Source organism: Novosphingobium gossypii, from assembly GCF_050433305.1.
Taxonomy (GTDB): Bacteria; Pseudomonadota; Alphaproteobacteria; order Sphingomonadales; family Sphingomonadaceae; genus Novosphingobium; species Novosphingobium gossypii.
Genome location: NZ_JBNPXM010000001.1, coordinates 101,554 through 124,349 on the forward strand (window position 1 = coordinate 101,554; position 22,796 = coordinate 124,349).

Annotated in this window: 24 protein-coding genes; 8 read left to right on the forward strand and 16 right to left on the reverse strand. The window is 66.2% G+C overall.

Going from position 1 to position 22,796, the window contains the following annotated elements:
* Positions 1 to 102 precede the first annotated feature (102 nt).
* Entirely contained in the window at positions 103 to 885 is a 783-nt protein-coding gene (locus GGR40_RS00565) for an enoyl-CoA hydratase-related protein (RefSeq protein ID WP_429274253.1), read from the forward strand.
* Positions 886 to 892: 7 nt separating this feature from the next.
* Here GGR40_RS00565 and GGR40_RS00570 read toward each other — a convergent pair whose 3' ends face one another.
* Positions 893 to 1,804, reverse strand: a complete 912-nt coding sequence (locus tag GGR40_RS00570) for a GGDEF domain-containing protein (RefSeq protein ID WP_429274254.1) — start codon at positions 1,802 to 1,804, stop codon at positions 893 to 895.
* A 92-nt stretch (positions 1,805 to 1,896) separates the two neighbouring features.
* Positions 1,897 to 2,844, reverse strand: coding sequence for a substrate-binding domain-containing protein (locus GGR40_RS00575; RefSeq protein ID WP_429274255.1), 948 nt, complete (start codon positions 2,842 to 2,844; stop codon positions 1,897 to 1,899).
* A 207-nt stretch (positions 2,845 to 3,051) separates the two neighbouring features.
* On the opposite strand from GGR40_RS00575, the gene GGR40_RS00580 reads away from it, so the two are divergent.
* On the forward strand, positions 3,052 to 4,239 hold the full coding sequence (locus GGR40_RS00580) for an acyltransferase family protein (protein ID WP_429274256.1): 1,188 nt from the start codon (positions 3,052 to 3,054) through the stop codon (positions 4,237 to 4,239).
* Here the strand turns inward: GGR40_RS00580 and GGR40_RS00585 are convergent, their stop codons facing one another.
* The 11 genes from GGR40_RS00585 to GGR40_RS00635 all read right to left on the reverse strand — a co-directional run bounded on the left by GGR40_RS00585 (position 4,240) and on the right by GGR40_RS00635 (position 14,368).
* Positions 4,240 to 5,040 (reverse strand): alpha/beta fold hydrolase, encoded by an 801-nt coding sequence (locus GGR40_RS00585; RefSeq protein WP_429275190.1) that lies wholly within the window; start codon positions 5,038 to 5,040, stop codon positions 4,240 to 4,242.
* A complete protein-coding gene (locus tag GGR40_RS00590) occupies positions 5,025 to 6,212 on the reverse strand; it encodes a glycosyltransferase (protein ID WP_429274257.1) in 1,188 nt (395 codons plus the stop codon). The genes GGR40_RS00585 and GGR40_RS00590 overlap by 16 nt, the downstream gene beginning before the upstream one ends.
* Positions 6,213 to 6,270: 58 nt before the next feature.
* Positions 6,271 to 7,314 carry a 3-isopropylmalate dehydrogenase gene (gene leuB, locus GGR40_RS00595; RefSeq protein WP_429274258.1) on the reverse strand — a complete coding sequence of 348 codons (1,044 nt, stop codon included), beginning with the start codon at positions 7,312 to 7,314 and terminating at the stop codon, positions 6,271 to 6,273.
* A 12-nt stretch (positions 7,315 to 7,326) separates the two neighbouring features.
* Entirely contained in the window at positions 7,327 to 7,932 is a 606-nt protein-coding gene (gene recO / locus GGR40_RS00600; protein ID WP_429274259.1) for a DNA repair protein RecO, read from the reverse strand.
* Positions 7,933 to 7,959: 27 nt separating this feature from the next.
* Positions 7,960 to 8,226, reverse strand: coding sequence for a hypothetical protein (locus tag GGR40_RS00605; protein ID WP_429274260.1), 267 nt, complete (start codon positions 8,224 to 8,226; stop codon positions 7,960 to 7,962).
* An 81-nt stretch (positions 8,227 to 8,307) separates the two neighbouring features.
* Positions 8,308 to 9,177, reverse strand: a complete 870-nt coding sequence (gene mmsB / locus GGR40_RS00610; protein ID WP_429274261.1) for a 3-hydroxyisobutyrate dehydrogenase — start codon at positions 9,175 to 9,177, stop codon at positions 8,308 to 8,310.
* A 27-nt stretch (positions 9,178 to 9,204) separates the two neighbouring features.
* The gene (locus GGR40_RS00615) at positions 9,205 to 9,987 is read right to left on the reverse strand and encodes an enoyl-CoA hydratase-related protein (protein WP_429274262.1); all 783 of its coding nucleotides are present in this window, start codon (positions 9,985 to 9,987) and stop codon (positions 9,205 to 9,207) included.
* Positions 9,984 to 11,027, reverse strand: a complete 1,044-nt coding sequence (locus GGR40_RS00620; RefSeq protein WP_429274263.1) for an enoyl-CoA hydratase/isomerase family protein — start codon at positions 11,025 to 11,027, stop codon at positions 9,984 to 9,986. The genes GGR40_RS00615 and GGR40_RS00620 overlap by 4 nt, the downstream gene beginning before the upstream one ends.
* 11 nt (positions 11,028 to 11,038) lie before the next feature.
* Positions 11,039 to 12,181, reverse strand: a complete 1,143-nt coding sequence (locus GGR40_RS00625; RefSeq protein WP_429274264.1) for an acyl-CoA dehydrogenase family protein — start codon at positions 12,179 to 12,181, stop codon at positions 11,039 to 11,041.
* A gap of 28 nt (positions 12,182 to 12,209) precedes the next feature.
* The gene (locus tag GGR40_RS00630) at positions 12,210 to 12,731 is read right to left on the reverse strand and encodes a hypothetical protein (RefSeq protein ID WP_429274265.1); all 522 of its coding nucleotides are present in this window, start codon (positions 12,729 to 12,731) and stop codon (positions 12,210 to 12,212) included.
* A 140-nt stretch (positions 12,732 to 12,871) separates the two neighbouring features.
* Positions 12,872 to 14,368 carry a CoA-acylating methylmalonate-semialdehyde dehydrogenase gene (locus GGR40_RS00635; protein ID WP_429274266.1) on the reverse strand — a complete coding sequence of 499 codons (1,497 nt, stop codon included), beginning with the start codon at positions 14,366 to 14,368 and terminating at the stop codon, positions 12,872 to 12,874.
* A gap of 122 nt (positions 14,369 to 14,490) precedes the next feature.
* Here GGR40_RS00635 and GGR40_RS00640 point away from each other — a divergent pair, with 122 nt between their 5' ends.
* A complete protein-coding gene (locus GGR40_RS00640) occupies positions 14,491 to 15,384 on the forward strand; it encodes a LysR family transcriptional regulator (protein ID WP_429274267.1) in 894 nt (297 codons plus the stop codon).
* 46 nt (positions 15,385 to 15,430) lie between these two features.
* Complete coding sequence (locus GGR40_RS00645; protein WP_429274268.1) at positions 15,431 to 15,922, forward strand: flavin reductase family protein; 492 nt, start codon at positions 15,431 to 15,433, stop codon at positions 15,920 to 15,922.
* 35 nt (positions 15,923 to 15,957) lie between these two features.
* Here GGR40_RS00645 and GGR40_RS00650 read toward each other — a convergent pair whose 3' ends face one another.
* Complete coding sequence (locus GGR40_RS00650; protein ID WP_429274269.1) at positions 15,958 to 17,238, reverse strand: phospholipid carrier-dependent glycosyltransferase; 1,281 nt, start codon at positions 17,236 to 17,238, stop codon at positions 15,958 to 15,960.
* Between the two features lie 126 nt (positions 17,239 to 17,364).
* Here GGR40_RS00650 and GGR40_RS00655 point away from each other — a divergent pair, with 126 nt between their 5' ends.
* The 3 genes from GGR40_RS00655 to GGR40_RS00665 all read left to right on the forward strand — a co-directional run bounded on the left by GGR40_RS00655 (position 17,365) and on the right by GGR40_RS00665 (position 19,930).
* The gene (locus tag GGR40_RS00655; protein WP_429274270.1) at positions 17,365 to 18,573 is read left to right on the forward strand and encodes a trans-sulfuration enzyme family protein; all 1,209 of its coding nucleotides are present in this window, start codon (positions 17,365 to 17,367) and stop codon (positions 18,571 to 18,573) included.
* A gap of 125 nt (positions 18,574 to 18,698) precedes the next feature.
* Positions 18,699 to 19,097, forward strand: coding sequence for a Co2+/Mg2+ efflux protein ApaG (apaG, locus tag GGR40_RS00660; RefSeq protein ID WP_429274271.1), 399 nt, complete (start codon positions 18,699 to 18,701; stop codon positions 19,095 to 19,097).
* A 50-nt stretch (positions 19,098 to 19,147) separates the two neighbouring features.
* Entirely contained in the window at positions 19,148 to 19,930 is a 783-nt protein-coding gene (locus GGR40_RS00665; protein ID WP_429274272.1) for a LysR family transcriptional regulator, read from the forward strand.
* A gap of 59 nt (positions 19,931 to 19,989) precedes the next feature.
* Here the strand turns inward: GGR40_RS00665 and rlmN are convergent, their stop codons facing one another.
* Positions 19,990 to 21,309: a dual-specificity RNA methyltransferase RlmN gene (rlmN, locus tag GGR40_RS00670; protein WP_429274273.1), complete on the reverse strand. Its 1,320-nt coding sequence runs from the start codon at positions 21,307 to 21,309 to the stop codon at positions 19,990 to 19,992.
* Between the two features lie 277 nt (positions 21,310 to 21,586).
* Between rlmN and GGR40_RS00675 the strand changes: the two genes are divergently transcribed.
* Positions 21,587 to 22,258, forward strand: a complete 672-nt coding sequence (locus GGR40_RS00675; protein WP_429274274.1) for an outer membrane protein — start codon at positions 21,587 to 21,589, stop codon at positions 22,256 to 22,258.
* 63 nt (positions 22,259 to 22,321) lie between these two features.
* On the opposite strand, the gene GGR40_RS00680 is transcribed toward GGR40_RS00675, so the two are convergent.
* Positions 22,322 to 22,792, reverse strand: a complete 471-nt coding sequence (locus tag GGR40_RS00680; RefSeq protein ID WP_429274275.1) for a hypothetical protein — start codon at positions 22,790 to 22,792, stop codon at positions 22,322 to 22,324.
* Positions 22,793 to 22,796: the final 4 nt, after the last annotated feature.

Here is a 22,796-nt window from a genome sequence, read left to right on the forward strand (position 1 = left end):
GGGGTTGATCCCGGCGCGCGGTCCCGGCAAGACCTGTCCGAAAGGATCGTTGGCGAACCCGCCGCAAGGCGTGATGCAGGCGATACCCGGAGAGGAGAGACCATGGATTACGAGCATATCCTCTATTCGCTGGAGGACGGCGTGGCGCGCATTTCGCTGAACGACCCCAGCACGATGAACGGCGTGACCGAGGCCATGGGGCTGGAACTGGTCCACGCGCTGGAAGACGCCGCGATCAACGCCCGTGCAGTGCTGCTGACGGGGGAGGGCAACGCCTTCTGTTCGGGCGCGAACCTTGCAGCGGCACAGGACATGCTGGCCGACCCCAAGCGCGACATCGGCGGGCAGCTGGACCGGGCGTTCAACCCGCTGGTCACCACGATCAAGTCCATGCAGCAGCCGGTCGTCACTGCCATTTGCGGCCCGGCGGCAGGGTTCGGGACGGGTCTGGCAGTGGCGGGCGACGTGGTTGTCATGGCGGAAAATGCCTACTTCTTCTGCGCGTTCTGCCATGTCGGCCTCGTTCCCGATGGCGGCAGCACGTACCTGCTGGCGCAGGCGGTGGGCCGGGTGCGGGCGATGCAGATGATGCTGCTGGGCGAAAAGATCGACGCCCGCACCGCGCTCGACTGGGGCCTCGCCACGAAAGTCGTGCCCGACGAGGATCTGGATGCAGAGGCGATGAAGCTGGCGCGGCGACTGGCGGCGGGTCCGCGTTCACTGGGCCTGATCAAGCGCGCGGCGTGGGATGCGCTGGATTCGAGCTTTGAAACCGCGCTCCAGATCGAACGTCAGGCCCAGCGCGAGGCAGGTCGTTCGGAGGATTTCCTGGAGGGTGTCACCGCCTTCATGGAAAAGCGCAAGCCCGCGTTTACCGGCCGATAAGCCCGCGTTACGCCGCCACGCGCAGCGCGTTACGACCGCTGCGTTTGGCGCGATAAAGCGCGGCATCGGCAGCAGCGAAGGCGGCTTCGGGCGAACCGGTCAAGAAGGCGAGGCCGGCGCTGAACCCGATGGGGATCGACGTTTCCTGCCATTCCACCTGGGTCACCAGCCTGCCAAGCCGCCGCCGCATGGCCATTTCCAGCGCAGCGGGACGAACGGTAGCGGGCAGGGCCACGGCAAATTCGTCCCCACCGATGCGGGCGACAAGGGCGGCGTTGGGGAAGGTCTCGGCCAGCCGCTGGCCGAAGCGGGCGATGCAGGTGTCACCGGCAGCATGGCCCCAGCGGTCGTTGATGCCCTTGAAATCGTCAAGGTCGAAGAGCGCCAGGGCACCGATACGCGCCAGCCGCTCCGAACCCTCTGGCAGGTCGAGAAATTCGGACTGGAACCGGGCGCGGTTGCCCAGACCAGTCAGCGCGTCGTTTTCGGCAAGGCGGCGCAGGTCTTCCCAGCGCAGGCGGTCCTGCGTGATATCCTGCTTCATGCCGTAAAGCTGTACCACCCGGCCATTCTCCACCCGCGTCCGGGCGGCAAGCCGCATCCAGCGCAATTCGCCGCCCGGCTGGCGAATCTGCGCCTCCATCGAAAAGGCTGAGGGCGTTTCTATCGCCCCGGCGCGCAGGCGCAGCATGGCTTCGCGCGACTCCTCGCAATAGAGCGCGACGGTATCCTGTCGTTCGAAACGGGTGCCGGCATCCAGCCCGAAGATGTCGAAGACGCCCGGCGTCCATTCCAGCGCCTCGCTGGCAAGATCGCAGCTCCATGCACTCATGCCAACCAGAGCAGCGGCCTGCGCGACAAGGTTGCCATCGGTCAGGGGCCGGATCGTGGATCGTTGCCTGTCGGTCTGCAGGTGCACGGGGAGTCCTTTGCTGGATCCACCGCCACATGGATCTACGCGAAACCCCGTATCGCGTTATGGTAAATAGTGCACTAACGGCGATGCTGTCGTCAGATTTGTGCAGGGCGGCCAAGCGATGCGCGGGCAATGAGGTCCGGTTCCGGCGGTGGGGCGGGAGCAGGTGCTGCCCCGGAGAGCCAGCGGGCGGCATCGTGGCCCGCGCGGCTCCACGGCAGACGCATCGAAGCCAGCGGAGGCAGGGTGCGGGCGGCGAGGGGGGTATCATCGAAGCCGATCACCGACAGCGCCTCCGGCACCGCAACGCCTACCTGACTGGCGGCATGGAGGACGCCTGCGGCCATTTCGTCGTTGCAGGCGAGGATCGCGGTGGGACGGGGGCTGATTTCCAGCAGCAGATGGCCAGCTTCGATCCCGGAGGCAAATGTATCGTCGCCGCCGACGATCAGCGCCGGGCCGCGATCCAGCCCGTGCTCTGCCATGGCATCCAGATAGCCGAGTTCACGCCGGCGTGCGCTGGCCGAGCCTTCCGGGCCCGCGACCAAACCGATTCGGGTGTGCCCCAGTTCCACGAGCCGGTCGACCGCCTTGCCCGCCGCGCGGCGTTCGTTGCAGCCGGGCAGGTCATGGCCGCCGATACGCAGGCATTCGACCCCGGCGCGCGCACACAGCGCGGCCAGATCGTCGCGCTCGGCCAGCGAAGGGACCATGACGACGCCGGACGGGCGATGCCGGTCGAGGAAGTAGGCCAGCGATCCGGCTTCCTCCTCCGGCGGCAGGCCATGCAGCACGATCAGCCGGTCCGTTCCGTGAAAGACCGCGCCAAGTCCGGTTTCGATGGCGGCCAGCACGTCGCGATTGCGACCGTCGTGCAGCAGGGCAACGATCGGCGTGGGGCCGGGCCGGGCGACCGGGTCCGGCAGCGGCAACATTACCTCGTCGCGCGGGGACGGTTCCGGCAGATAGCCCGCCCGCTCTATGGCGGTAAGGGATCGGCGGTCGGCGCGAGACGTATCGCCAAGAGGAGCGGGGGCATTCATCCCGCGATGGTCGGCGTTCGGCGCGGCGCCACCAAATGCAGTCTGCTCCGAAATCGAGCAGTCCCGCGATTACGCCTTGATACAAGCGCGTGATTGCAGTGGGGTGACAACCGGCCTAATGCCGCGCCTACGCCGGACCTGCGCCTGCGGCTTGTCCGCGCGGAGGGACTTGCGCCGGCCTTTGTTACGAACTTGCCACGGACCGCGATGACACCCGCCCAGAACCAGCGCCACTACGGAATGGATTGGTTGCGCGTCGGCGCCTTCGTGATGCTGATCTTCTATCACGTCGGGTTCTCATTCACGCCATGGGGCTTCCAGACGCCGAGCCGCGGCGTCGTATGGTGGGCGGAGATTCCTTTGCTGGGCCTCAGCGCGTGGAGGCTGGCGCTACTGTTCGCGATTTCCGGCTACGCCAGTGCGGCGCTGTTCTCCAAGGAGCGCAGCACCGGGACGTTCCTGCACAGTCGCCTGCTGCGGCTGGGCATTCCGCTGCTGTTCGGCCTGACCGTGATCGTGCCGCCGCAGCCCTACATGGGCCTGCTTAACAGCGGATACGCGCGCGGCTATGGCTATTTCCTGTTCCATGACGCCTTCAGCTTTCGCCGGGTGATCCATGAGAGCCTGCCGGCGGTCATGCACCTGTGGTTCGTGATCTACCTGCTGGCCTATACCGTGGCGCTGTGCATCGCGCTGATGGTGCTGCCCGCCCGCTGGCGCGCGTCGCTGGCGCGGGGAGCGGAAAAGGTGCTGGGCGGGGCGTGGCTGTTGCCGGCGGGATGTCTGGCCACCTACATCGTGCGCGCGCCCGGAGACGGGTGGACCGACACGCACAGCGTCCTTAACGACATGTGTGCGCACCTGCATTATGGCGGCATGTTCCTGTTCGGCTTCCTGCTGCGCGGGTCCGAGCGGCTGCGGGCGGCCATCGCGCGGCAGTGGAGCATGAGCCTTGTGCTGGGGCTGGCAGGCTATGCCGTGGTCGCGCTGGAGGCGTGTTACTATCCCGGCAACGTGCGCACGCCGCGCGTCTGGATGGAGCCTCTGGATTTCGCCAAGTCGGTCCAGTGCTGGGGCACGGTGATCGCGCTGTTCGGGATTGCGGACCGCTTCTGGAACCATGACGCGCGCTGGCGCGGTACGCTGGCAGAGGCGGTGTTCCCGGTGTTCCTGGCGCATCAGACGGTGATGGTGCTGGTCAGCTACTGGCTGCGCGACAAGGGGCTGACGGCGCTGCCCGAGTTTCTGGTGCTGTGCGTCAGCGTGGCGGGCGGTTCCTGGCTGTTCTATCTGGTGGGCCGCGAAGTGGGCCCGCTGCGTCCGCTGATCGGCCTCAAGCGCGCGCGACCTGCACGGGGTGCCAAGGCTGCGGCGATGCCGCCCAGCGCGATCTGATTATACGTCGAGGAACCGGTCGATTTCGGCGGCGACGGTTTCGGGTATCTCAAGGTTCAGCATGTGCCCGGCGTCGGCATGGTCGATGTGCTGAACGTCAGGCGCGCGGGCTGCGATGGTGCGGGCGATCTCCCGGAAGTCCACCGTGTCGCGTGCGCCGGTCAGCAACAGCGTGGGGCTGGAGAGGTCGCCAAGGCGGTCTGCGGCTGGGACGGCAGCGGGACACTGGGGGTCCGCGATCCACTGCCTGCCGTGAAATGCCTCGATGGAGGCGCGCATGACGGCGCCGGGGGCGGTGCCGCGCAGGGTATCGAACAGCGGATGGGCCCACCAGAGCTGCCGGGCCTGCGCCAGATCGCCGGAACGGGCCGCGCGGCCGATGGTCTTCCAGCGCTCTATCCAGTCCTGAGACCATACCCAGCCGGTCATCAGCGGGCTGACCAGCACCATCCTACGGACTCTGCCGGGATGTTCCAGAGCAAAGTCGATGGCGGTCGCCCCGCCCAGCGACATGCCGCACAGATCCGCTTCGGCGACGCCCAATGCATCGAGAAGCGCGGCAAGATCGTCCGCGTGTGAATAAGGCCCGTCATCCGCGCGGGACTGCCCAAACCCGCGCTGGTCGTAGAGGACGAGCGGGCGGTGGGAGGAAAGCGCGGCGACAACGGGATCCCAGTCCCGCACCGATCCGCCGAAGCCGTGGATCAGGACCAGCGGCGTGCCGGTTCCCGCGCGGCGCTCTCCATGAAGGAGGGCGCCGCCTGCGGGAACCTGAAAGGCCGGGATCAGTACTTGCCCCAGACGAACTTCGACGACAGCGCGAAGTTGAACACCGAGGCCAGCAGAACGCCGGTGATCACCGCCAGCACGTCATGCACGCCGATGGTCTTGAGCACGGCGGCCGAACCGATGTTGGTCAGCAGGCCCAGCGAGCAGGTCAGCGCGAACTGCGCCCAGCCGCGCATCAGCGGTGCGAAGCCGCGCAGGCGCTTGTCGGAATAGGTCAGTTCGTTGTTGAGCACGAAGTTGAACGTCATCGCCACCAGTGCCGCGATGGTGTTTGAGATGTTGAAGGTCGTGCTCTCCGACCAGTTGCCGTAGACGAAGCGCTCCCCGAAGACGAGGTGGAGCATCACCCACAGCACGGCCAGCTGCACCACGACGCCAAGCGCGCCCACGGTGCCGAACAGCGCGAAACGGGTCGGGATGATCCGGCCCAGCCACTTGTCGTAAAGACCCACGAGGAATTCGAACACGACGGTCTGGTCCAGCTTGCTTTCGCCTTCTGCTCGGGCGGCGAAGTTGAGGGGGAATTCCTTGACGCGCAGCGGGGTGTCCACCGTGGCAAGGATGTCGAGCAGGATCTTGAAGCCCACGCCCGAAAGGCGGTGCGCGTCGGCACGAAGGGTCTGGGTGCGCAGCATGAAGAAGCCGCTCATCGGGTCGGTCAGTTCCACCCCGGTCACCTTGTTGGCGATGCGGTTGGCCAGACCCGATGCCTTGACGCGGTCGGGGCGGCCCCATGCCTCGGTGCTGGCGCCTTCGGCAAAGCGCGAGGCGTAGGCAAGGTCGTACTGGCCCGACTGGATCGCCGCCAGCATCCCCGGCAGCAGCGCGGGATCGTGCTGGTGGTCGGCATCCATCACCGCGACGACGGGCGCGGCGGTGGAGCACATGCCCTCGATCGCCGCGCTGGCAAGGCCGCGCCGACCGATGCGCTGGATGCAGCGCACGCGCGGGTCCACCAACGACAGGCGGCGCGCCTCGTCAGAGGTGCCGTCAGGGCTGTTGTCATCGACGTAGATGGCTTCCCACGCGATTCCGGCCAGCGCCTTGTCGAGCCGCTCGATCATCGTCGCGATGTTCTTGCGCTCGTTGTAGGTCGGCAGGACCACGGCCAGCTCAAGCGGCTTCGTGCCGGCCTGTCCTATGGCGTGTGCGGCCCCGGCGAGATCGGAAGTCGAAATGGTCATGTACCCTGTTTGTAACTGCCAAACGTCAAGAAACGATTATTGCGTAGCGGCGCAACCTTTACAGGCGCGCGACCACCGCGTCACCGATTTCCTTCGTACCCGCCGAACCGCCCAGATCGCCGCCCTTGATGCCGTCCGCCAGCGCGGCGGCGACAGCGGCCTCGATGCGCGCAGCTTCGGCTTCAAGGCCGAACGAGTGACGCAAAAGCATGGCGGCGGAAAGGATCGTCGCCATCGGATTGGCAAGTCCCTTGCCCGCGATGTCGGGGGCGGAACCGTGGATCGGTTCGTAGAGGCCGAAGGTGCCTTCAGCCAGACTGGCCGATGCAAGCAGGCCGATCGAGCCGACGCACATGCTGGCCTGGTCCGAAAGGATGTCGCCGAACAGGTTGCCGGTGACGATCACGTCGAAGGCGCCGGGGTTCTTGACCAGCTGCATCGCCGCATTGTCGACGTACATGTGCGTCAGTTCGACGTCGGGATATTCCTTCGACACCTCGATCACCACGTCGCGCCACAGCTGCGACGTTTCCAGCACGTTGGCCTTGTCTACCGAGCACAGCTTCCTGTTGCGGCCCTGCGCGGCCTTGAAGCCGGCGTGAGCGATGCGGCGCACTTCGTCTTCGGCATAGGACATCATGTCCCAGCCCTGACGGCGGCCGTCTTCCAGCGTGCGGGTGCCCTTTTCGCCGAAATAGACGTCGCCGTTCAGCTCGCGCACGATCAGCAGGTCGATCTTGCCCGATACTTCGGGGCGCAGGGTGGAGAGGTCTTCCAGGCCCTTGAACACGGTGGCGGGGCGCAGGTTGGCGAACAGGCCCAGTTCCTTGCGCAGGCCCAGCACGGCCTGTTCCGGGCGCAGCGCACGCTCCAGATGGTCGAGCGAGAAATCGCCCACGGCGCCGAACAGGATGGCGTCGGCAGAGCGCGCGATGTCCAGCGTCTGCGCGGGCAGTGGGTGACCATGCTTGCGATAGGCCGCGCCGCCGACGTCGCCCTCAACCAGTTCCAGACCGTCAAGCTGAAGCGCTTCAAGCACGCGCACCGCCTGTTCAGTGACTTCGGGACCAATTCCGTCTCCGGCGAATACAGCGATGCGCATGTCTGTTCTTCCTCAGCTTCCGATCCGGGCCAGCCGCTCACGCAGCAGGGTGCGCGCCGCCATAACGTCTCTGCGGCGATCGGCAAGCGGGTAGCGTGCCAATTCGCGTCCGATCGCATCGAACGTGTCGAGCAGGGCGGGCCAGTCGTCGTCCGCAGGGCGCCGGATTCTCGCGCCATAACCCAGTTCGCGCAGCACCAGCACTTCGTAGCGCAGCAGCCCCAGCGCCCAGCCACGCGCGGACGGGGCAACGCAGATCGCTTCCAGCACACCGGTCAGGGCATCGAACAGGGCGGGGAAGGGCTGGCGCTCGGGAAGCACGGCGGCGGCAAGCGCCGTGACCCAGCCGATGGCGGCGGCGGGCAGCGGCTCGGTGATCCACGGTGCCCGGCTTTGCAGCAGTTCCAGCCGGGCAAACGGCAACTGCGTGTCGGAGCGGGAGCGGACTTCGGCCTCCACCGTGTTGCCGGGGATCAGCACGGGCCGCATCTCGCGCCCGCGCCCCCCGGCGACATAGGCGGCGACAAGGCCGTGATCCTCTGTCAGCAGGCGCGCGATGACGGCGTTTTCGCCGTGCGGCAGGGCGGCGCAGACCAGGGCAGGGGTGCGAAAGTGCATCGCCATCCCCTGTGAAGCGTCAGCGCGTCAGTTGCAAATCTCCTGTTGCGCGGCGTCCTTGGCACGCTCGGCCTGCTTGTCCTTGGTGATGAGCGGGTTTTCGGCGCGACCCATCGTCCAATTGCGGCCCAGCCGCACTGTCGCGTTCGGCGCGCACCAGATCTCTCCCGAATCGTCCAGCGCGGTGACCCAGATCAGATTGTGCTCCTGTCCGTAGTCGATCATGCCGATGGCATAGCCATCGCCCTTGCCGACGACATGCAGCGGGATGGTGGGATTGAGCTGTGTGAACATCGCGGGTCTTTCGTGGCGTTTGCGATGTCCAACGAAGCGTCGGCGTGCTGTGTTCCCGGGGAACACAGCACGCCGACGCGTTTACAACGTGGTGAAGATCGCGCCGAAATCCTTGCCACCATTGCCGGCCTCCACGAAAGCCTCGTAGATCTTCGCCGCATGCTCTCCCAGCGGGACGGAGGCGCCCGCCGTCTCGGCTCCGCCCATGGCAAGGCGCAGGTCCTTGAGCATCAGCGCGGAGGCGAAGCCGCCTGCATAGCCGTTGTCCGCCGGGCTGGCTGCGCCGACGCCGGGGGCGGGGGTATAGTCGTTGAGTGACCAGCAGTAGCCGGTCGACTTGGAACTGATTTCATAGAAGGTCTGGGGATCGAGGCCCGCCTTATCGGCAAGGGCGAGCGCTTCGCAGGTGCCGATCATGTGGATCGCCAGCAGCATGTTGTTGCACATCTTGGCGACCTGCCCTGCGCCGCTGTCACCGGCGCGGATCACGGCCTTCGCCATCGGTTCGAGGACGGGCCGGGCCTTGTCGAAGGCCGCTTCGCTGCCACCAACCATGAAGGTCAGGGTGCCACCGTTGGCCGCCGCGATACCCCCCGAAACCGGCGCATCGACCATGTCGTAACCGGCGTCGATGGCCGCTTGCGTCACTTCGCGCGCGGTGGCGAGGTCGATGGTGGAGCAATCGATGAACAGCGCGCCCGCCGGAGCCTTGCCGATGACGTCTGCAGTGTAGACCGCCTTCACGATCCCGCCGTTGGGCAGCATGGTGACGACTGCGTCCGCCCCGGCGACTGCATCGGGAACGGCGCTGTGGGTGGCGCAGCCGTTTTCCGCCGCCTTCGACAGGGCTTCGGGCGAAAGGTCGAAGGCGTGGACTTCGTGTCCTGCCCGGACGAGGTTCGCGGCCATGCCGCCGCCCATGTTGCCAAGGCCGATGAATGCGATCTTCATTGTCTCTCTCCCGATCCCTTTTTGAGCTTACTTGCCCTTCCACACCCCCGGGCGCTTTTCGACGAAGGCGGTCATGCCTTCCACCTTGTCCTCGGTGGCGGTCAGCACCTGGAACATGCGCCGTTCCAGCACGAGGCCGGTGTCCAGCGTGGTCTCGAAGGCCAGGTTCACCATTTCCTTGTTCATCGTGGCTGCGAGCGGCGGCATCGCGGCGATCGTCTCGGCGGATTTCAGCGCCGTTTCCAGCAGCGCGTCGAGCGGCACGACCTGGCTGACGAGGCCCGAACGCTCGGCCTCGGCGGCGTCCATCATGCGGCCGGTCAGGCACATGTCCATCGCCTTGGACTTGCCGACGGCGCGGGTCAGGCGCTGCGATCCGCCCATGCCGGGGGCGACGCCCAGCTTGATCTCGGGCTGGCCGAACTTCGCATTTTCGGACGCGATGATGAAGTCCGCCATCATCGCCAGTTCGCAGCCGCCGCCCAGCGCGAAGCCGTTCACCGCCGCGATCCACGGCTTGCGGGTGGTCTTGACGATCTGGCTGGTCCACCCTGCGAAGAAGTCCTCGGCATAGAACTGGGCGCTGGGCTTGTCGGCCATTTCCTTGATGTCGGCGCCGGCGGCAAACGCCTTTTCGCCCGATCCGGTCAGGACGGCGCTGCGCTGCGAGGGGTCGCTTTCGAAAGCGGCGAACGCCTCGATCAGTTCGGCCAGCACCTGCGAGTTCAACGCATTGAGCGCCTGCGGACGGTTGAGGGTGATGAGGGTGACGGCCCCCTTCTGCTCCACCAGGATCGTTTCGTAAGTCATAGGGGCTTCCATTCCTCTTCGTGGGGAAGGGGCGCGAAGACCGCGTCCAGCATCTCTTCGGTCACGCCCTGGGGGGTGACGGGGTTCCATTGGGGGTTCTGGTCCTTGTCGACGATGACCGCGCGCACCCCTTCGGCGAAATCGGGCAGGACCAGCACGCGCGCGCCAATGCGGTATTCCATCGCCATGTTCTGGGCGAAAGTGTCCAGCCCCAGCGACGTCTCCAGCTGGCGCAGAGAGACCTTGCAAGCCTGCGGGCTCTTGGTGCGCAGCGTGGCAAGCTCCTTCGCCGCCCATTCGCCGCCGTCTGCTTCGAGCGATTCGAGCACCTGTTCCAGCGTGTCGAAGGCGAAGTGCCGGCGGATCACCCCGGCGTTGGCGGCCACCCTGGCTTCGGGCGCGGCGGTGGACAGCGCAGCCAGGACGCCGCCGATGTCCTCGCCAAGGGCGATGCGCGCCTTGGCGTCGATGAGGGCTTCGGCGGGCAGGTAATGCGTGGCCAGCCCGGCCCACAGGCATTCCGCGCCGTCGAACCGCGCGCCGGTCAGCGCCAGGAACTGGCCGATCCGCCCGTCCAGCCGCGACAGGTACCAGCCGCCGCCCACGTCCGGAAACAGGCCGATGCCGGTCTCTGGCATGGCATAGCGGGTGTTTTCGGTGGCGACGCGATAGCGTGCCGGCTGCGAGATGCCGACGCCACCACCCATGGTGATGCCGTCCATGAAGGCGACCACCGGCTTGTCATATGTGAACAACTGGTGGTTCAGGCGGTATTCCGCGAAAAAGAACCTGCGGCCTTCCGCCCCGCCATCGTTGAGGGCGGAGTGGCGCAGCAGGTTGATGTCACCGCCCGAACAGAAGCCGCGCCCCTCGGCGTGATCGATGATGACCGCTCCCACCGCATCGTCGGCGGCCCATGCGGAAAGCTGCGCGCTGATCGCCTCGCACATGGGAAGGGTCAGGGCGTGGATCGCCTTGGGCCGGTTGAGCGAGATGATCCCCGCGACGCCTTCGCGCCGGAACAGCACTTCGTCGGTCATCGTGAGGCCCCTTACTTCACCAGATCCCGGCCGACGATCATGCGCATGACCTCGTTCGTGCCTTCGAGGATGCGATGCACGCGCAAGTCGCGCCAGAAGCGCTCGATCGGATAGTCGCGCAGGTAGCCGTAACCGCCGAAAATCTGCAGCGCCCGGTCCACCACGGACGACCCGGTGTCGGTGGCGATCAGCTTGGCCATGGCGGAAAAGCGCGTCTTGTCCGGCGACCCGGCGGACACCTTGGCGGCGGCAAGGTAAAGCAGCGCGCGGGCGGCTTCCAGTTCGGCGGCCATGTCGGCCAGGCGGAACTGCGTGTTCTGGAACTCGGCGATCGGCTGGTCGAACTGCCTGCGGTCCTTGGCATAGGCCACCGCTTCGTCGAGGCAGCGCTGCGCCCCGCCCAGCGAGCAGGCGCCGATGTTGAGGCGGCCGCCGTCAAGGCCCGCCATCGCGAACCGGAACCCGTCACCTTCGGCGCCGACGCGGTTCTCGGCTGGCACGCGGGAATTGTCGAAGATCACCTGCGCCGTGGGCGAGGCGTTCCAGCCCAGCTTCTTCTCCGGCGCGCCGAAGCTGACGCCGGGCGTGTCGCGGTCCACCACGAAGCACGAAATCCCGCGCGACTTGTGTTCGCCGGTGCGTGCCATGACGAGGTAGACGTCGTTGACGCCGCCGCCGGAAATGAACTGCTTGGTGCCGTTGAGGACGTAGTGGTCGCCATCGCGCCGCGCCGTCGTCTTGAGCGCGGCGGCGTCGGAACCCGACCCCGGCTCGGTCAGGCAGTACGATGCGATCTTCTCCATCGTCACCAGATCGGGAAGATAGCGGTCCTTGAGCTGCTGGTCCCCGAAAGCATCGATCATCCATGCGCCCATGTTGTGGATCGAGATGTAGGCGCTGGTCGCCGGGCAGCCGTAGGACATCGCCTCCATGATGAGCGCCGCGTCGAGGCGCGACAGGCCGATGCCGCCGTTCTCCTCCGAAACGTAGATCGCGCCAAAGCCCAGTTCGCCCGCGGCCTTCCACACGTCGACCGGATAATGATGCTTCTCGTCCCACTCCGCCGCGAAGGGGGTGATCCGGTCGGCGGTGAACCGCTGCGCGGTTTCCTGGATCGCAAGCTGGTCGTCGGTGAAGCCAAACTGTTCGGTCATCGCTATCCCTGTATGGTCCTGTGCGCCGTCATGTGCAGCGCGTATATTTCAGCGGTCCGGGCATGGCATCCTTGCCGTAATCCCGCCGGATCATCGTCTTGCCGTCGTCCTGCACGTCCAGCACCACGTCGTTGGTCCAGCTCTGGCCTTCTCCGGAGTAGTCGAACGTGCCGCGGATGCGGCTCTCGCCTGCTTCCTTGATCTCGCCCAGCTTCGCAACCGATTCATAGAACTTGAGCTGGTCCGCCGAAATTTCGAGCAGGCCCTTGGCGTCGCCCTTCGTGCTGGTGCAGTCCGCCGCGACAAGGCCCCAGCGGCCCCGGATCGTCTCGGGAATTTCGGACAGGCCGCCTGCGGGCGTTGCCTCCGTCTCATCCGCGGCCAGCGAAGCTTCGGCAGGTGCGGGCGTTTCCTGGAACACCTCTTCGGTCTCCGTCGCCGAAGCGGTGGGCTGCGGCGCATCCGATTTGGACGAGCAGCCGGAAATGGTCGCCAGTGTCAGGATGGACGCAAGAGCGAGCGGGGCCAGTCGGGTGAGCGGGGCGGGCACGGCATTTCCTTTCGTTGGCAGCACCATGATGGGGGCCATGGCCATGGCAACGTCCGCACCGCGCCCGGTGTTCCCGCCCCCAACCGGAAAGGCACGAACCGCAAAAGGACGGGGCCGCCGCCCCACGCTCGATCCTCTCCTCAGCCCATCGTCGGGATGATGAAGGCGCTGTCGCCCGCCGCGCCGCCATCGGGCCAGCGCTGGGTGACGGTCTTCACCTTGGTCCAGAAGCGCACGCCTTCCATGCCGTACTGGTTGTGGTCGCCGAAGGCCGAGCGCTTCCAGCCGCCGAAACTGTGGTAGGCGACCGGCACCGGGATCGGCACGTTGATGCCCACCATGCCCACCTGCACCCGGCTGGCGAATTCGCGCGCCGCGTGGCCGTTGCGGGTGAAGATGGCAACGCCGTTGCCGTACTGGTGGCGGCTGGGCAGTTCCAGCGCCTCTTCGAAGCTGGCCGCCCGCACGATCTGCAGCACGGGGCCGAAGATTTCCTCCCTGTAGGCGCTCATGTCGGTCGTCACGCGGTCGAACAGCGAAGGGCCGACGAAGAAGCCGTCCTCGTAGCCCTGCAGCTTGAAGCCGCGTCCGTCGACGACCAGTTCCGCGCCTTCGTCCACGCCGGTCTGGATCCAGTCCTCGACCCGCTTCTTGTGGATGGCGGTGACGACGGGGCCGTACTGCGCCTCGGGGTCTGTGGAGATGCCGACCTTGAGCGTGTCCATGGCGGCGACGATCCTGTCGCGCAGGAGGTCGGCGGTCTTCTCGCCCACCGGCACCGCGACGGGCAGGGCCATGCAGCGTTCACCCGCCGAACCGAAGGCCGCGCCCATCAGGTCGTTGACGGTCTGGTCCATGTCCGCATCGGGCATGATGATCGCGTGGTTCTTGGCGCCGCCCATCGCCTGGACGCGCTTGCCCGCTTCGACGCCGCGCTTGTAGACATAGTGCGCGATGTCGGACGAGCCGACGAAGCTGACTGCCGCGATGCCCGGATGATCTAGGATCGCATCGACCATCTCCTTGTCGCCGTGGACCACCTGCAGCACGCCTTCCGGCGCGCCGGCTTCGCGGAACAGTTCGGCCAAGCGGATCGGCACGGAAGGATCGCGCTCGGACGGCTTGAGGATGAAGGTGTTGCCCACCGCGATGGCGGTGGCGAACATCCACATCGGGATCATCGCCGGGAAGTTGAACGGGGTGATCCCTGCACCGACGCCCAGCGGCTGGCGCATCGAATAGACGTCGATGCCCGGCCCCGCGCCCTGCGTATATTCGCCCTTGAGCATGTGCGGGATGGAACAGCAGAACTCCACCACCTCAAGCCCGCGCTGGATGTCCCCCTTGGCGTCGTCGATGACCTTGCCGTGCTCGGACGCGAGCATCTCGGCCAGTGACTGCATGTTCTGCTCGATCAGTTCCTTGAAGCGGAACAGGACGCGGGCACGGCGCTGCGGATTGGTGGCGGCCCATGCGGGCTGCACCGCCTGCGCGGTGGCGACGGCTGTGTCGAGCAGAGCCTTGTCGCCAAGGTTCACCCGTGCCTGGACCTGGCCGGTGCTGGGATTGAACACGTCGCTCTGGCGGCTGGTGCCGCCGCCGGTGCCGCCGACGATGTAATGGTCGATCAGTCGCATGGCCTCTTCCTTTTGCGTCTTTAGTTTGGTGACTAGGTGCCCCTCGAAAGATTTGCAGGCAAGCTGAGAATGCGCCATCTATAACTGCAATTTTGCAGCTTGAGGTCGCGCCGTCCATGTCCATGCCGTCAATCAGCTGGAGCGACTATCAGGCGTTCCTAGCCATTGCCCGCGCGGGGCAGTTGGCATCGGGCGCGCGGGCGCTGGGCGTGGACCCCACCACGGCGGGGCGGCGGCTGCGGCGGCTGGAGGCGGCGCTGGGCACCCGCCTGTTCGAACAGTCCCGCACCGGGCAGGAACTGACCGAAGCGGGGGAGGCATTGCTGGCCTCGGTAGAAGCGATGGCCAGTGCAGCGGGCCGGATCACTGAGGATGCACAAGGGGGCGACGGACTGCACGGCACCTTGCGCATCAGCGCTTCGGAAGGGTTCGGGTCGTGGTTCCTTGCCGCGCACCTGCCGCGCTTTCAGGCCGCCCATCCGCGCCTTGCCATCGACCTTGTCGCCAACAGCGGCTTCCTCAGCCCCAGCCGCCGCGAAGCCGATGTCGCGATCATGCTGTCGCGTCCGCATACCGGCCCGCTGGTAGCGCACAAACTGGCGGACTATACCCTGCGGCTTTACGGATCGCGCAGTTACCTCGATGCTCACGGCGCACCGCAGAAGCCGTCGGAACTGGCGGAACGCCACGCGCTGGTCGGCTACGTGCCGGACCTGCTCTATGCCCCCGAACTGCGCTATCTCGATGAAATCCACGCCGGGCTGAAGGCGCAGATCCGCTCCCCCAGCATCACTGCGCAGATGCAGCTGGTGATCGCCGGGGCGGCGCTGGGCGTGCTGCCGTGCTTCATGGCCGAAGGCGACCCGCGGCTGGTGCAGGTGCTGCCCGAGTGCCGCATAACCCGCTCGTTCTGGTGCGTGACGCATCAGGACATCCGCAAGTCGCCACGGGTCGCTTTATTCCGCCAGTGGCTTGACGAAACCGTGCGGGACATGGAGGAAGTCCTCCAGCCATGATCCGCCCGTTTTCGGGCGTTCCCGCCGCAAGAACAGGGATACGCATTTGACCACCTCCACCATCGATCCGGCAGAGTTCCGCAAGGTGCTCGGCAGCTATCCCACCGGCGTGTGCGTCATCACCGCGCTGGACGAAGACAAGCCTGCCGGCATGGTCGTGGGCAGCTTCACGTCGGTATCGCTGGATCCGCCGCTGGTCGGGTTCTTCCCGGACAAATCATCGTCCTCGTGGCCGCTGATCGAGAAGGCGGGCCACTTCTGCGTCAACGTCATGGCCGCCGACCAGATGGACGTGTGCCGCTCGGTCGTCGCCAAGGGAGAGGCGAAGTTCGTGGGCGTGGAATACACGGTCTCCGACCACGACCTGCCGGTGATCGCGGGATCGATCGCGACGATCGAATGCCGGCTTTATTCGGTCACCGAGGCGGGCGACCACTGGTTCGTGCTGGGTCAGGTGCTGCGCATGGAAAACGTGCGTGAGGACGATCCCATGCTGTTCCACCGGGGCCGCTACGGCGGTTTCGCCGAACGTATGTGAATATACTAAGGCCGCGTGAAAACGCGGCCTTTTCCTTATCGCCAGCTCGGCAGCCACATCCAGAAGTTGTAGGCGTCCTTGAACGGCAGCGGCCAGCCCGAGATGATCGGGTAGAACACCACGAACAGCGCCAGGGATAGGCCCAGCACCCAGCGCGGCACCAGCCGCCAGCGGTCGCGCCGATCCCACAGTGCGTCCAGCGCCAGAGCCAGCAGAGCCATCAGGAACGCGCCCGGCAGCAGATAGTGATAGTAGAACTGCACCGGCTTGCCGTTCACCGCCCACATCCCCACGCACAGGGCATAGAGCACCGCGAAGAACAGCGCGTCCCACCGGCGGCGCAGGGCGATGGCCCACAGGCTCCAGAAGAATGCCGCCAGCCCCGCCAGCATCGCCATCGGGTTGCCGATCATCACCACCCCGCGATGAGCGCCGTCGACGTTCTCGAACAGATACCAGATGCCCCGCCAGTCGACGATCCACTGATACCAGTAGGTCTTGTAGGGATGCGGCTTCTTCACGCTGTCCTGCAGGCGCACCATCAGTTCGTGCTGCTCGACGAAGCCGTAAGGCGACAGGGTGTGATGCGGATAGAACATCGCCGGGGCGAACGTGGCCCAGTAGACGGCGATGGGGAGCACGCCCAGCCACAGCGCGGCTTCGATCAGGCTGATGCCCTTGATCGGCCCGGCGCCCCGCTTGCCCACGAACACCGGCCCGGTCTCGGCAATGCGCATCGCCAGGAACGCCAGCCCCGGGATCGCCAGCGCCGGAGCACCGCTCCACTTCGCGCCCAGCGACAGACCAAGCGCGATGCCGCTGAGGATCAGATGAACTCGTGCTACGCCCGTCCGCTTCGCGCGCCATGCCGCCGCGAACTGCCACAGGCCGACCATGCACAGCCCGGCAGAGATCATGTCCAGCATGGCGATGCGGCTCTGGATGAACCACATGAAGTTGGTGGCCAGCAGCGCGGTTGCCAGTATAGTGGCGCGGCGGTTCTGCGTCACATGCCACACCAGCCGCGCAAAGGCGAACAGGCCCAGACCGCCCGACAGCGCCGGACCCAGCCGCCACGCCAGCGGCCTGTCTCCCAGCATGTGGATGAAGGCAGCGATCACTTCCTTGCCGAACAGCGGATGTTCGCGGTTGGCGGGGATCAGGTCCAGCAGCTTGAGCGCGGCGGGGACGTAATGCACTTCATCGAAATAATAGCGCGTCGGCAGGGCGATGCGCCACAGCACCAGCGCCTGGAACGCCGCGACGATGAGCAGGCACCAGCCGAGAGGATCACGATTCTGACGGGAAAAAGGCATCGGCTGCGCGGATAAAGGCGGGCGCGGCTTTCGGCAAGTATATGGGCGCGCAGGAAGGTCTGTGGCGCAAGGCGAGGGGGCGCATCCGCTTGCACACAGCCGCGCGCCCGCTTAGAGGCTTGGGCCATGAAACGCACCACCGGACAGGACCGTAGCCAGACCCGCAACTGGCGCCCCGCAACCCGCGCGATCCGTGGAGGCACCTGGCGTTCGGAGATGGGCGAAACGAGCGAGGCGCTGTTCCTCACCTCGGGCTACAGCTACGACGATGCCGCCACCGTCGCCGCGCGCTTTGCCGGCGAAGAGCAGGGCATGACCTATTCGCGCCTGCAGAACCCGACCGTGGCGATGCTGGAAGAACGCATCGCCCTGCTCGAAGGCGCAGAGGCGTGCCGCACGCAGGCCACCGGCATGGCGGCGATGACGGCGGCGCTGCTGTGCCAGCTTTCGGCGGGAGACCACATGGTGAGCGCGCGCGCCGCCTTCGGTTCGTGCCGCTGGCTGGGCGATCACCTGCTGCCGCGCTTCGGTGTCGAAGTGACCAACGTGGACGCGGGCGACATTGCCCAGTGGGAAGCGGCGATCCGCCCCAATACCAAGGTCTTCTTCTTCGAGACGCCCGCCAACCCGACGATGGACGTGGCTGACCTTGCCGCCATCGCCGAGCTGGCAAAGGCGCACGGCATCGTCACCGTGGTCGACAACGCGTTCTGCAGCCCGGCGTTGCAGCGGCCCATGGAGTTCGGCATCGACGTCGTCGCCTATTCCGCGACCAAGCTGATGGACGGGCAGGGCCGCGTGCTGGCCGGCGCCGTCTGCGGTTCGGACAGCTTCATCAACGACGTGCTGCTGCCGTTCCAGCGCAACACCGGTCCCAACCTCTCGCCGTTCAACGCATGGGTGGTGCTGAAGGGGCTGGAGACGCTGGACCTGCGCGCGAAGAAGCAGAGCGAGAACGCGCTGGCGCTGGGCCGGTTCATGGAAAGCCGCGTGCCCACCATCCTGCACCCCTGGCTCGACAGCCACCCGGCGCAGGCTCTGGCGCAGCGGCAGATGGACGCCTGCGGTCCGATCTTCTCGTTCGTGCTCGACGGCGGGCGCGAGCAGGCGCATGGCGTTCTGGACGCGCTGAAGCTGATCGACATCTCGAACAACATCGGCGACTCGCGCTCCCTGATGTGCCACCCGGCATCGACCACGCACTTCAGCATGAGCGCCGAAGCGCGCGCCGAAATGGGTGTGAGCGAAGGCATGCTGCGCATCAACGTGGGCCTTGAGGATATCGAGGATCTGAAGGAAGACATCGATCAGGCGCTGAAGGCGGTGGGGCTTTGAGAGCGGCGTCGTCCCGGACTCGGTCCGGGACGGCGACTTGATCCGGGACAGGAAGGCGGTTCGGAACCCACCCGCTCCCACACGGGTTGTAGCCTGACTGAATCGTCGTTAGGCTGCTCCCTGTCATGAAGGAACTGTTCCAGCACTCCGCCATCACCGACGGCCTCGTCGTCCGCGTGGCCGTCAATTTCCTGCCCGAGCAATCGCGGATAGAGGCGGGAAAATGGTTCTGGGTCTACCACATCCGGATCGAGAACGAGACCGATCGCACCGTCCAGCTGATGACCCGCCACTGGCGGATTACCGACGCCACCGGCAAGGTCGATGTGGTGGAGGGCGAAGGCGTGGTGGGCGAACAGCCGGTGCTCGAACCCGGTCGGAGCCACGACTATGTGTCCGGCTGCCCGCTGTCGACGCCGCAGGGCTCCATGGAGGGGTATTACACCTTCCGACGGGACGACGGGCTGGAAGTGCGCGCGAACATCCCGTTCTTCCCGCTTGCAGCACCGGCGACTGCAGGCTGATATTGCGCGCTGATATTGCCCCGGAGCCATCTGGCCCTTAGGGAAGCGCCATGAAGCGCACGCACCTGCCCCTCAACGCCCTGCGCGTCTTCGACGCGGCGGCCCGTCACCTGTCCTTCACCCGCGCGGCGGACGAACTGGCGGTGACGCCCGCCGCCGTCGGCCAGCAAATCCGGGCGCTGGAGGATCTCCTTGGCGTGGTCCTGTTCCGCCGCACCAGCAAGGGGCTGGAATTGACCGAGGAGGCGGGCGCGGGCCTTGCCGCCCTTCGCAGCGGCTTTCTCCATTTCGAGGATGCGGTGCAGGCCATGCAGGCGGGCCAGTCCAGCCACGTCTACACCATCGCCGCCCCGCGTGAATTCTTCGCCGCCTGGCTGGCCCCGCGACTTGCCGCGTTCCGCGATGCCAACCCGCAAGTGCGCTATGTGCTGGTCGATGGCGAACTGACCGACTTCACCGAAGCGAATCTGGACCTTGCCGTGCGCTGGACCGATGGGCCGGGCGATCTGGAAGGCGTGCCGCTGGGCGCTGCGGAATGGGTCGAAGTGGGCAGCGGCGACTGGATCGGCTGGCCCGGCGACCCCGAGCCCGATGGCGAGGAAGAGGAAGCCAAGCCGCCGGTCATGGTCGGCGATGCCGGGCAGGCCATCGCCGCAGCGCTTGCAGGGATTGGCCGTGCGCGCATTCCGGCGTTGCTGGCGGCGGGCGTAGCCGGCCCCGGCGCCCTGGTAGGTGAGCCCACGCCCAGCCGTCGCGGTTACTGGCTGGTCGCGCCGACGCCGCAATGGCGGCAGAAGAAGGTCAAGGAACTGGTTGCCGCCCTGACGGCTTGAAGAAGCCTCGTCGGCGCAATGCCCACAGTCCCGGATCAGGTCCGGGACTGTGGGGATACTTACCCCAGCAGCGCCGCTTCCTTCTCGGCCAGCAGGCGGTCGATCTCGGCCCGGCTCTTCTTTTCCGCAGCGGTCTTCAACTGCCCGCAGGCCGCGTCGATGTCGCGCCCACGCGGGGTGCGCACGGGGGCAGAAATGCCGCCCTGAAACACGATTTCCGAGAACGAACGGATCCGCTCGGGCGTCGAACATTCGTAAGGGGCGCCCGGCCAGGGGTTGAACGGGATCAGGTTCACCTTGGCGGGCAGCTTGTAATGCTTGAGCAGGCGGACCAGTTCGCGTGCATCGTCGTCGCTGTCGTTCTTGTCCTTGAGCATCACATACTCGAACGTGATGCGCCGGGCGTTCGACGCGCGGGGATAGTCCGCGCAGGCCTGCAGCAGTTCCTCGATCCCGTACTTCTTGTTCACCGGCACGATTTCGTCGCGCACTTCCTTGGTCACCGCGTGGAGCGAGACGGCCAGGTTCACGCCGATTTCCTCGCCGCAGCGCTCCATCTGCGGGATCACGCCCGACGTGGACAGCGTGATGCGCCGCTTGGACAAGGCCAGCCCGTCGCCGTCCATCACCAGCTTGAGCGCGTCGCGCACGTTGTCGAAATTATACAGCGGCTCGCCCATGCCCATCATGACGATGTTGGTCAGCAGGCGACCGTCCGAGGTGTAGGAACCTTCGTCCTCATCGTCATCGTTTTCGGCCACGTTGGCAAAGCGCGTGTCAGACGCGCTCTTGGGCCATTCGCCAAGCGAATCGCGCGCCAGCATCACCTGCCCCACGATCTCGCCCACGGTGAGGTTGCGCACCAGCCGCATGGTGCCGGTGTGGCAGAAGCGGCAGTTGAGCGTGCACCCTACCTGTGAGGATACGCAAAGCGTCCCGCGATCAGCGTCGGGGATGAACACCATCTCGAAATCGTGCGCGTCCGCCGTGCGCAGCAGCCACTTGCGGGTGCCGTCGCTGGAATGCTGCGCCTCGACGATTTCGGGGCGACCGATGACGAAGCGTTCGGCCAGCCAGGGGCGCATGGTCTTGGCAATGTCGGTCATCGCCTCGAACTCGGTCACGCCGCGGTGGTAGAGCCAGTGGTACACCTGCTTGGCGCGCAGCTTGGCGGCCTTGGCGTCGAGTCCGGCTTCGCCGAACAGTTCTGCGATGCGCTTCTTCGGCAGGCCGATCAGGTCGATGCGACCATCCTCGCGCGGGGTCACGCCGTCGACCAGAGTGGGGCGCGCCAGCGTCATAGGATCGACGTTGCCCGGGATCGGCGTGAGGCCGGCGGCGGTCGAAACCGCAGCGGTGGAAGTGTTCTGCTCTGACATGATGGGCGGGCATATAATGCATCCGCCGCCAAAACAAAAGACGCCCGCCCGCGCGAACGGCCACGACCGCATCGGGTTCCGCCGGCGCGTCGCTCGCCCGGCGCGATCCGTCGATGCACTGTTGCGCAAAAACATCAATATTTTCGTTGTCTTACGTTCATGAAACTCGGCACCATCGAACGGCTTTTGACTGGTCCGGAGCGGGTATGGCCCCGCCCGTTAGCTTTATGGACACTGGCGAGCGCCGCGCCACGAGTTCAGTTTTTGGAGTACCGTTATGAAGAAGATCCTTGTTTGCCTTGCCGCAGGAACCGCAATGGCGGCAGCTGCCCCGGCGTTCGCGCAGGACACCGCACCGGTCGATCCGTTCTCGTCGTTCCACGTAGAGGCGTTGGGCGGCTACGACGTCACCAAGGCGGGCAGCAGCGTCGACGATGACGTTAATGAGGACAACGACCAGTCGATCGACGGCTTCACCTACGGCGTTGGCGCAGGTTACGATTTCCGCGCCGGCAACTTCGTGGTCGGCCCCGAAGCGGAAGTGACCTGGTCGACTGCCAAGACCAAATTCAATGACGGCGACTTCGAAGGTTTCGGCCTCGGCAATGTGAAGACCAACCGCGATCTCTATGTCGGTGCACGCGTCGGCTACGTGCTCAGCCCGAAGACGATGATCTATGCTAAGGGCGGTTACACCAACGCCAAGTTCGACGTGAACAGCACGTTCGGCACCGTCGAGACCAACCGCGACATTGACGCGGACGGCTGGCGCATCGGCGCCGGTGTCGAGCAGGCGATCACCAACAACGTCTTCGCCAAGGTCGAGTATCGCTATTCCAACTACAGCAAGGGCGAACTGGACTACACCGGCGATGCCCCGGACGGTCGCCGCTTCGACCTCGACCTCGACCGTCACCAGGTGATGGCAGGCGTGGGCGTGCGCTTCTAAAGCTGGACAGCCTCATGGCGAGGGAAGGGCGGGGCTTCGGCTCCGCCCTTCTTGCATTCGGGGTCAGCGCAGTCTCGCGCAGCCGATCAGCGCGGCGTCCATCGCGGAAGCGGCGCCTGGCAGGGCGTAGATGTTGGCGAACGAACGCCCCCGCCGGTCGCGTGCGCTGATCGTCATCGTCGCGGCCGAACGCATCGCTGCGACGATGGCGGCATTGTCGGTGTCGTTGCGCGGCCAGGCATCGCCGCCGCCGCCCGTCAGCACGATCCGGCGATCACCGATGCGAACCGAGATGGCGGCGTTGGGTGCCAGCGCGCGGGAAAGACGGAAATGCACCTGATTGCGCGTCCCCCGCCGGGGCCAGGTGCCGATGGCGGCATAAGGCTGGTAGTCGCGCTGTCTGGCGCTAGGCTCTGCCATGGCGATGGCGTAGCAGCGCGGCACCAGCGGGTCGCGAAATGCGCCCCAGCCTGCGTAGAGGCCAAGGCTTTCGCGCGCGGTGGCGGGGCTGGCCAGAAACAGGCAGGCCAGCATAAAA